This is a genomic window from Acinetobacter sp. GWC1_38_13, assembly GCF_001767535.1.
Lineage (GTDB): Bacteria > Pseudomonadota > Gammaproteobacteria > Pseudomonadales > Moraxellaceae > Acinetobacter > Acinetobacter junii.
Genome location: NZ_MELG01000129.1, coordinates 1 through 6,657, shown reverse-complemented (window position 1 = coordinate 6,657; position 6,657 = coordinate 1). Strand labels below are relative to the sequence as shown.

Annotated in this window: 7 protein-coding genes and 1 pseudogene; 2 read left to right on the top strand and 6 right to left on the bottom strand. The window is 41.4% G+C overall.

What is annotated here, in order from left to right:
* Nucleotides 1-90: 90 nt before the first annotated feature.
* Together A2003_RS14105 and A2003_RS14100 are read left to right on the top strand one after the other, a co-directional pair.
* Nucleotides 91-300 (top strand): annotated as a pseudogene (locus A2003_RS14105) (SLAC1 family transporter); the annotation flags it as partial.
* 67 nt (nucleotides 301-367) lie between these two features.
* A complete protein-coding gene (locus A2003_RS14100) occupies nucleotides 368-934 on the top strand; it encodes a 5'-methylthioadenosine/S-adenosylhomocysteine nucleosidase family protein (RefSeq protein WP_004956924.1) in 567 nt (188 codons plus the stop codon).
* A gap of 45 nt (nucleotides 935-979) precedes the next feature.
* Here the strand turns inward: A2003_RS14100 and A2003_RS14095 are convergent, their stop codons facing one another.
* From A2003_RS14095 to A2003_RS14070, 6 genes are all read right to left on the bottom strand, one after another.
* Nucleotides 980-1,591 carry a TetR/AcrR family transcriptional regulator gene (locus A2003_RS14095; RefSeq protein ID WP_004966907.1) on the bottom strand — a complete coding sequence of 204 codons (612 nt, stop codon included), beginning with the start codon at nucleotides 1,589-1,591 and terminating at the stop codon, nucleotides 980-982.
* Between the two features lie 222 nt (nucleotides 1,592-1,813).
* Nucleotides 1,814-2,605 carry an ABC transporter ATP-binding protein gene (locus tag A2003_RS14090; RefSeq protein ID WP_075696867.1) on the bottom strand — a complete coding sequence of 264 codons (792 nt, stop codon included), beginning with the start codon at nucleotides 2,603-2,605 and terminating at the stop codon, nucleotides 1,814-1,816.
* A 13-nt stretch (nucleotides 2,606-2,618) separates the two neighbouring features.
* Complete coding sequence (gene ssuC, locus A2003_RS14085; protein WP_286687530.1) at nucleotides 2,619-3,410, bottom strand: aliphatic sulfonate ABC transporter permease SsuC; 792 nt, start codon at nucleotides 3,408-3,410, stop codon at nucleotides 2,619-2,621.
* The gene (ssuD, locus tag A2003_RS14080; RefSeq protein ID WP_004966910.1) at nucleotides 3,407-4,582 is read right to left on the bottom strand and encodes an FMNH2-dependent alkanesulfonate monooxygenase; all 1,176 of its coding nucleotides are present in this window, start codon (nucleotides 4,580-4,582) and stop codon (nucleotides 3,407-3,409) included. Before ssuD ends, ssuC begins: the two co-directional genes overlap by 4 nt.
* A 32-nt stretch (nucleotides 4,583-4,614) precedes the next feature.
* A complete protein-coding gene (locus tag A2003_RS14075) occupies nucleotides 4,615-5,601 on the bottom strand; it encodes an aliphatic sulfonate ABC transporter substrate-binding protein (RefSeq protein WP_286687529.1) in 987 nt (328 codons plus the stop codon).
* Between the two features lie 12 nt (nucleotides 5,602-5,613).
* Nucleotides 5,614-6,606 (bottom strand): sulfonate ABC transporter substrate-binding protein, encoded by a 993-nt coding sequence (locus A2003_RS14070; RefSeq protein ID WP_286687528.1) that lies wholly within the window; start codon nucleotides 6,604-6,606, stop codon nucleotides 5,614-5,616.
* Nucleotides 6,607-6,657: the final 51 nt, after the last annotated feature.

Sequence of the window (6,657 nt, the reverse complement as noted above, 5' to 3'; positions counted from 1 at the left end):
CCTTTATAGTTAAAGTGTTTGTTTGCACTCATATTTTAACTATTTAGACTCAGGTTTTTTTATTTAAAGCAAACTATGGGACAGTAGTGGCTGACTTTCCCATTTGGTGTATTTATTTTAGCGATCTTTAATTTGGCGCATCAGTTACAGTTCAATTTCTTTACCTATATTGCTGTAGCTTTGAGTATTGTTTTGCTAGCGTTATGGGCTTTGGTGATGAAAAAAACAGTGGTTGGTGCATATAGTGGTCAACTATTTTTCTCTCCTTGTTTGGTCGCCTTACAGCAAAAGATGCAATAAGATAATCGTTGTGCAAGAGCACACCTTTTTATGTGTGTTGGCTTTAATCTGAATAGAGTATGTGGTTATGAATGCTGATGTTGCTTTGATGATGGCACTGCCAAATGAATCAAAAGGTCTATTTGAGCAAGCTGGAATTGAAGTTCACTATAGTGGTATCGGTAAAATTAATGCAGCATTCAAGGCATTTGAGGTAATCCAAAAAACGGGATGTAAAACCTTGATCAACTTGGGTAGTGCTGGGAGCTCTCATTTTAATGCACATAGTTTAGTTGAGGTGACGACCTTTGTGCAGCGCGATATGGATGTATCACCCTTGGGCTTTGCGGTCGGGGTCACGCCTATGGATGAACATTTACCTGCTGAGATTCATACACCAGCCTATTTTGAATATTTACCTAAAGGTATTTGTGGTACAGGCGATTCATTTGAAACTGGGGTTCCAAAGGTTCATTGCAATTTAGTAGATATGGAAGGTTATGCTCTGGCAAAGGTGTGTCAAAAACTTGGGGTGCGGTTGATTTCAGTAAAATATATTACGGATGGGGCAGATGATACTGCTCATTTAGACTGGGAAGAAAACCTATTGGTAGGGGCACAAAAACTGCTCGCTTTGTATCAAGCTCATTTCTAATAAAAAAGCCCATCGATCGAGATGGGCTTTTTTTAATGGGCTAATTTAGCGAGGGATCACACCATAAAGCATCATATGCACAGTGTGCTCAACCGTGCGTTGAAACATGCTACGGTTACGTAAAGTTTTACCCGTAACCATTTCTATTTGCGTCGAAAAATCAGCATAGTTTTGAGTGATTGCCCAGATATTGAGAATCAACAATTCAGGGTCAATCTCTGCCGACAATTTACCTTGTTGTTGCCAAGTTTGAATCACCTTGGTTTTACGCTTAAATAGCTTTTTCAATGGACCTTTCAGGATTGGCAGAATATGTGGCGCACCTTGAATGATTTCCAATGCAAATAAACGAGAGGCTTTCGGTTGATCACGCGAGCTTTCAATTTTTTGAATTAAATAGTGAGTGAGGGCTTCAGTTGGCTCAAGCTCAGACTCTAGGGTTTGCAAGGGTGCAAGCCACTTTTGTAATACCGTGGTGAGCACTTCAACATAAAGTGACTCTTTATTTTCATAGTAATAGAAAATATTCGATTTATGCATATTTGCAAGTTGTGCAATCTCATCCAAACTTGCGCCGCTGAACCCATAGACGGAAAAAACATCTAGGGCAGCATTCAGCAGTTGATTGCGCTTTTGTGTACTTTTTTTCTGTTCCATCTGCGAGCTTGATTCAAAAAATGTCCTTGACATTGTAAGATAAATTCATATATCTGTGCACAAGAACACATTTTTTTTAGCAAAAATCGTTCAGTTCTTAGATTAACGGTAACGTTCTGTTGATTAACGGTAAAAATTGACCATTTTGGGTATCTTCTGCCGCTTATTTTGTAGACAAAAACAGAACGATCAGTCATTTTTCTTAGTCGTAAAACATATAGCTCAAGTGGCTAAAACAGCCTCTAAAACCTGCTGTTCTAGGCGTGTGAAGGCAATATTCTTAACGCGTGGACGAGCTAAATCTACGTTGAAACTCTGTTTAATGTGACCTTGATCGAGCAAGATAATACGATCTGCCAGTTGAACGGCCTCACTAACATCATGGGTCACTAAAATAGCGGTAAAACCTTGCTCATTCCAAAGTTGTTCGATGAGATTTTGCATCTCTAATCGTGTGAGCGCATCTAATGCACCTAATGGCTCGTCCAGTAGTAGAATGCGAGGCGCATGCGATAGAGCACGCGCTAAAGCAACACGTTGACGTTGTCCCCCTGAAAGTTGAGTGGGCCAATGTTCGGCTTTATCTTTTAAGCCCACTTTTTCTAGCAATTGCTCGGTAAATTTATATTTTTCTTTGGCTAATCCAAGTTGCGTATTTTTCAATACACTTTTCCATGGTAGTAGACGTGGATCTTGAAACATGACCCTAATATCAGCATTGGTAATCCCTTCTCTAAAATGGCGTGCAGATTGATATTTGATTTCGCCATAACTTGGTTTTTCCAGTTGGGCGATTAAACGTAACAAGGTGCTTTTACCACAACCACTACGTCCAACAATTGCAACAAATTCACCTGCTTGAATATCTAAATCTAGATCTTCTAATACTTTGACATCACCATAATATTTATAGAGTTGCTCAATTTGAATAGCAGCCCCATTGCTATTGTCATCCTTTGATAGTGAGTCTTGGGTGCGAGATTCACTTAAGAATTTTAGGTTGAGATTCGTCATAAATTGATCCTTTTTATTTTTGATAGCCTGCATGCCAACGCAATAAATAACGTTCTAATATCTGTGCAAAAACATCAGCTAGTTTTCCAAGTAGGGCATAGAGCAAAATGCCGACCAAAACGATATCTGTTTGTAAAAATTCACGTGCATTCATGGTCATATAACCAATACCAGATTGCGCTGATATCGTTTCAGCTACGATGAGAAGCACCCAAACCAAGCCGAGTGAAAAACGAAAACCGACTAAAATCGAAGGCATGGCCCCAGGTAAAATAATTTCTTTATACAGTTGCCAGCGACTCAGACCATAACTTTTTCCCATTTCGATTAGTTGAGGGTCAACAGAACGAATACCGTGATAAGCGTTGATATAAATTGGGAAAAATACACCGACTGCAACTAGAAATAATTTGGCTGTTTCGTCAATACCGAACCATAAAATAACCAATGGAATCAGTGCCAAAGCAGGGATGTTGCGGATCATTTGTAGAGTGGTATCGAGTAAGGTCGACGCGATCCGTGATGAACCATTCAACAACCCGAGCAGTAGACCTAGTCCACCTCCAATGAGTAATCCTAGTAATGCCCGTCCAGCGCTGACCTTTACGTGCTGCCAAAGCTCGCCACTAATTAGTAAGTGCCAAAAGGCACTCACTACAGCGGTTGGTGCAGGAAGAACACGACTTTGCAAGAGCCCCGAACTTGATGCAACTTGCCATATCACGATCAATAAAATAGGGAATAGCCACGGTAAAAGATTGGTAAAAATGCGTTGTGTTCCACGTGAAACATTTTGTGTAGTCATGCGGTCTCCTTGTTTAACACTTTAGGCTGTTTGACTTCGGGCACATAATTGTTAGCAATAATTTCACCGAAGGGGCCTGTTAAATGAGGTTGTGCAAGTTTCTCTCGTGTTTTTAGTGGCAATAACGGAAACACCAATTCTGCAAAACGGATTGATTCTTCTAAATGTGGATAGCCTGAGAAGATAAAAGTATCGATACCTAACTCAGCATATTCTTGAATACGTGCAGCAACGGTTTCTGGATCACCAACCAAGGCTGTGCCTGCGCCACCACGGACTAAACCGATACCCGCCCATAAGTTTGGTGAGACTTCTAATTGATCTTTACGCCCGCCGTGCAGGGCTGCCATGCGCTGCTGACCGACAGAGTCCATTTGTGCAAATTTTTTCTGCGCTGCTGCAATAGTCTCATCATCTAAATATTGAATTAATTCATCGGCTGCTGCCCAAGCTTGTTGGTTGGTCTCGCGTACTATCACGTGTAAACGGATTCCATAATTCAAGCTACGACCCTTTGCCGCAGCCTTAGCTTTTAAATATTCGATTTTGTCTTTTACAGCAGCTGGTGGTTCACCCCATGTTAAATAGGTATCCACTTGTTCCGCCGCAAGTTCAGTAGCATCTTCTGATGAGCCGCCAAACCAAAGGGGAGGATAAGGTTTTTGCACAGGTGGGTACAAAAGTTTGGCATCGTCAACGCTTAAGCGTTCACCATGAAACGTGAATGACTCACCAGTATGTGATCGGCTTAGGATTTCACGCCAAATTTTTACATATTCAGATGCCGTTTGATAACGCGTACTATGGTCTTCATATAAGCCATCACCTTTGAGTTCTTGCTCATCACCACCAGTCACAAGATTCAATAAAATACGACCATTTGATAAGCGATCAAATGTGGCAGCCATTCGTGCAGCGAGTGCAGGCGTCGTGATTCCTGGTCGAAGTGCGACTAAAAATTTAAGCTGTTTTGTGGCATCGATTAGGCTTGCTGCGGTGATCCAAGGGTCTTCACAAGAGCGACCAGTTGGAATTAATACTCCTGCATAGCCAAGATTATCTACAGCAACCGCAATCTGTTTCATATAAGCATGATCGACCTGACGAGCACCCTTGCTGGTGCCTAAATAACGACTGTCACCGTGAGTGGGAATAAACCAAAAAATATTCATGTCGATGTTCCTTATGAAAGTAAAATAAGCATTTATTTGGTAGACCAAACGCTGCGCTGAACGTCAATTTGCACAGGGATCAATTGCTCTTGTTGAAATAAATCGGCAATCTCTTGTTGGTGGAGAATTACCTCTGTTGTGAGAGGACGAACAGGCGAAGGTTTTGGTCTTTTGTCTAAAACACGTTGAGCAACTTGACTATCTAAGCCTGTACTGCCTGCATAGATTTTTAAGGCTTGATCTTGGTGTTTTACGATCCAGTGATCTGCATCATTGATCGCATTTATGACTTTCTGTACAGCTTGAGGATGCTTCTGGATGAAATTTGGGTTGCCAATATAAAAAGAATAAGTGGTTGGGAAAGATCGCCCGTCAATCAACGCTTTGGTATGACCCTGTAATTCCGCAGTGCCCAAATAAGGTTCCCAAATTGCCCAAGCATCTACCGCTTGTTTGTCAAATGCAGCACGTGCATCAGAGGGCGGTAACCAAATGGGTTCGATATCTTGCCAAGACAATTGAGCTTTCTGTAAGGTCTTAGCGAGCAGCTCATGTGCACTAGAACCTCTTTGCACAGCAATTCGTTTACCTTTCAAATCTTGTAGTGTATTGATTTGGCTATTGGGGTGAACCAATATGGCTTGTGCAGTAGGTGCGACAACTTCATAAGCCACATAAGTTAATGGCTTGGCAGCTGCTTGAGCAAAAATAGGTGGTGTATTTCCAACAGAACCAAAATCGACAGCACCAACAGCCAATGCTTCAAGTAATTGTGGACCTGCAGGAAATTCACGCCATTCAATTTTGGCATTTGGAAAGGCTTGCTCGAATAATTTCTGTTGTCTTGCGACCAGTAGATTCAGCGAAGATTTTTGGAAGCCGATAGAAAGTGTTTTTACCGCGCTATTTTCAGTAGAGCTTGCAATATCTGCCGACGGCTGTTCGATTTTTTGACAGCCTCCGATTGTCGCTGCCGCGATCAATACACCCAAAATTGAAACTTTAGAAAACACCTTCATCGAGATCTCCAATTATTTAACATCGTTTTTTAGGATGGCATCTTGGATGACAAGCTGCTTTGGAATAAGTTTTTGCGCAAAAAATGCATCAGCAACGTATTGTTGTTCTTTAGCGACTTTTTCAGAGATTGGTTGAACACCGAAACCCATACGAGAGATTGATGTTTTTAAAACCGCAAATTCCAGCCCTGTCGGTTTTTCGAGTAATTTAGCTGCGTCATCAGGATGTGCTTTGACCCAGTCAGTTGTTTGATTCAAAGTAGCAACCAAAGTTTTCAAAACTGCTGGATTGGATTCAGCAAACTTACGATCAGCCAAATAGAATTGATGATTACTAACCAGATGTTCACCGTTCGCAATTACTCGAGCTTGGATTTGATGTTCAGCAGCAGAGAAGAATGGGTCCCAAATCACCCAAGCATCGACGGCACCTTTTTCAAACGCAGCACGTGCATCAGAAGGAGGGAGATAAACGGGCTGAATGTCATTGAGCGTAAGGTTATGTGCTTCAAGCAGTTTTAATAAAAGATAATGAACGTTTGAACCTTTGTTTAAAGCAACACGTTTACCCTTCAAATCTTGTATTGATTGAATCGGTGAATTTTTCTGCACAATCAGAGCTTCAGCAGTAGGTGCAGGTGGTTGGTTTGCAACGTAAACTAAGTTAGGGTTCGCTGTTTGAGCAAAGATAGGTGGTGCTTCACCTGCTTCACCAAATACTACGCTCCCAACATTTAAACCTTCTAAGAGTTGAGGGCCCGCTGGAAACTCGACCCATTTAATATTCACACCCTGAGCAGCAAGACTTTTTTCTAATTCACCTTTTGCTTTGACAATCGGCAAGATGCCATATTTCTGGAAGCCGATGTTTAATGTTGTGGTTTCTTGTTTTGTTTCTGCTTGCTGTTCAGGTTTTTTAGCACAACCAGAAATACCCAATAAGCTGCTAAGACTTGCAGCAAGAAGTGTGTATTTTAGCCATGAAGAATGGATTGAAATGTTCATAGTGGTTGTGCTCCCCGTAAATCCAAAAAGATCTAAATAAGTGAGCAACTA

What these genes read in the sequence shown, in the direction of transcription:
- ssuD (WP_004966910.1), bottom strand. Translation starts at nt 4,582, where the DNA reads ATGAATATTTTTTGGTTTATTCCCACTCACGGTGACAGTCGTTATTTA.
- A2003_RS14095 (WP_004966907.1), bottom strand. Translation starts at nt 1,591, where the DNA reads ATGGAACAGAAAAAAAGTACACAAAAGCGCAATCAACTGCTGAATGCT.
- A2003_RS14100 (WP_004956924.1), top strand. Translation starts at nt 368, where the DNA reads ATGAATGCTGATGTTGCTTTGATGATGGCACTGCCAAATGAATCAAAA.
- A2003_RS14090 (WP_075696867.1), bottom strand. Translation starts at nt 2,605, where the DNA reads ATGACGAATCTCAACCTAAAATTCTTAAGTGAATCTCGCACCCAAGAC.
- A2003_RS14070 (WP_286687528.1), bottom strand. Translation starts at nt 6,606, where the DNA reads ATGAACATTTCAATCCATTCTTCATGGCTAAAATACACACTTCTTGCT.
- ssuC (WP_286687530.1), bottom strand. Translation starts at nt 3,410, where the DNA reads ATGACTACACAAAATGTTTCACGTGGAACACAACGCATTTTTACCAAT.
- A2003_RS14075 (WP_286687529.1), bottom strand. Translation starts at nt 5,601, where the DNA reads ATGAAGGTGTTTTCTAAAGTTTCAATTTTGGGTGTATTGATCGCGGCA.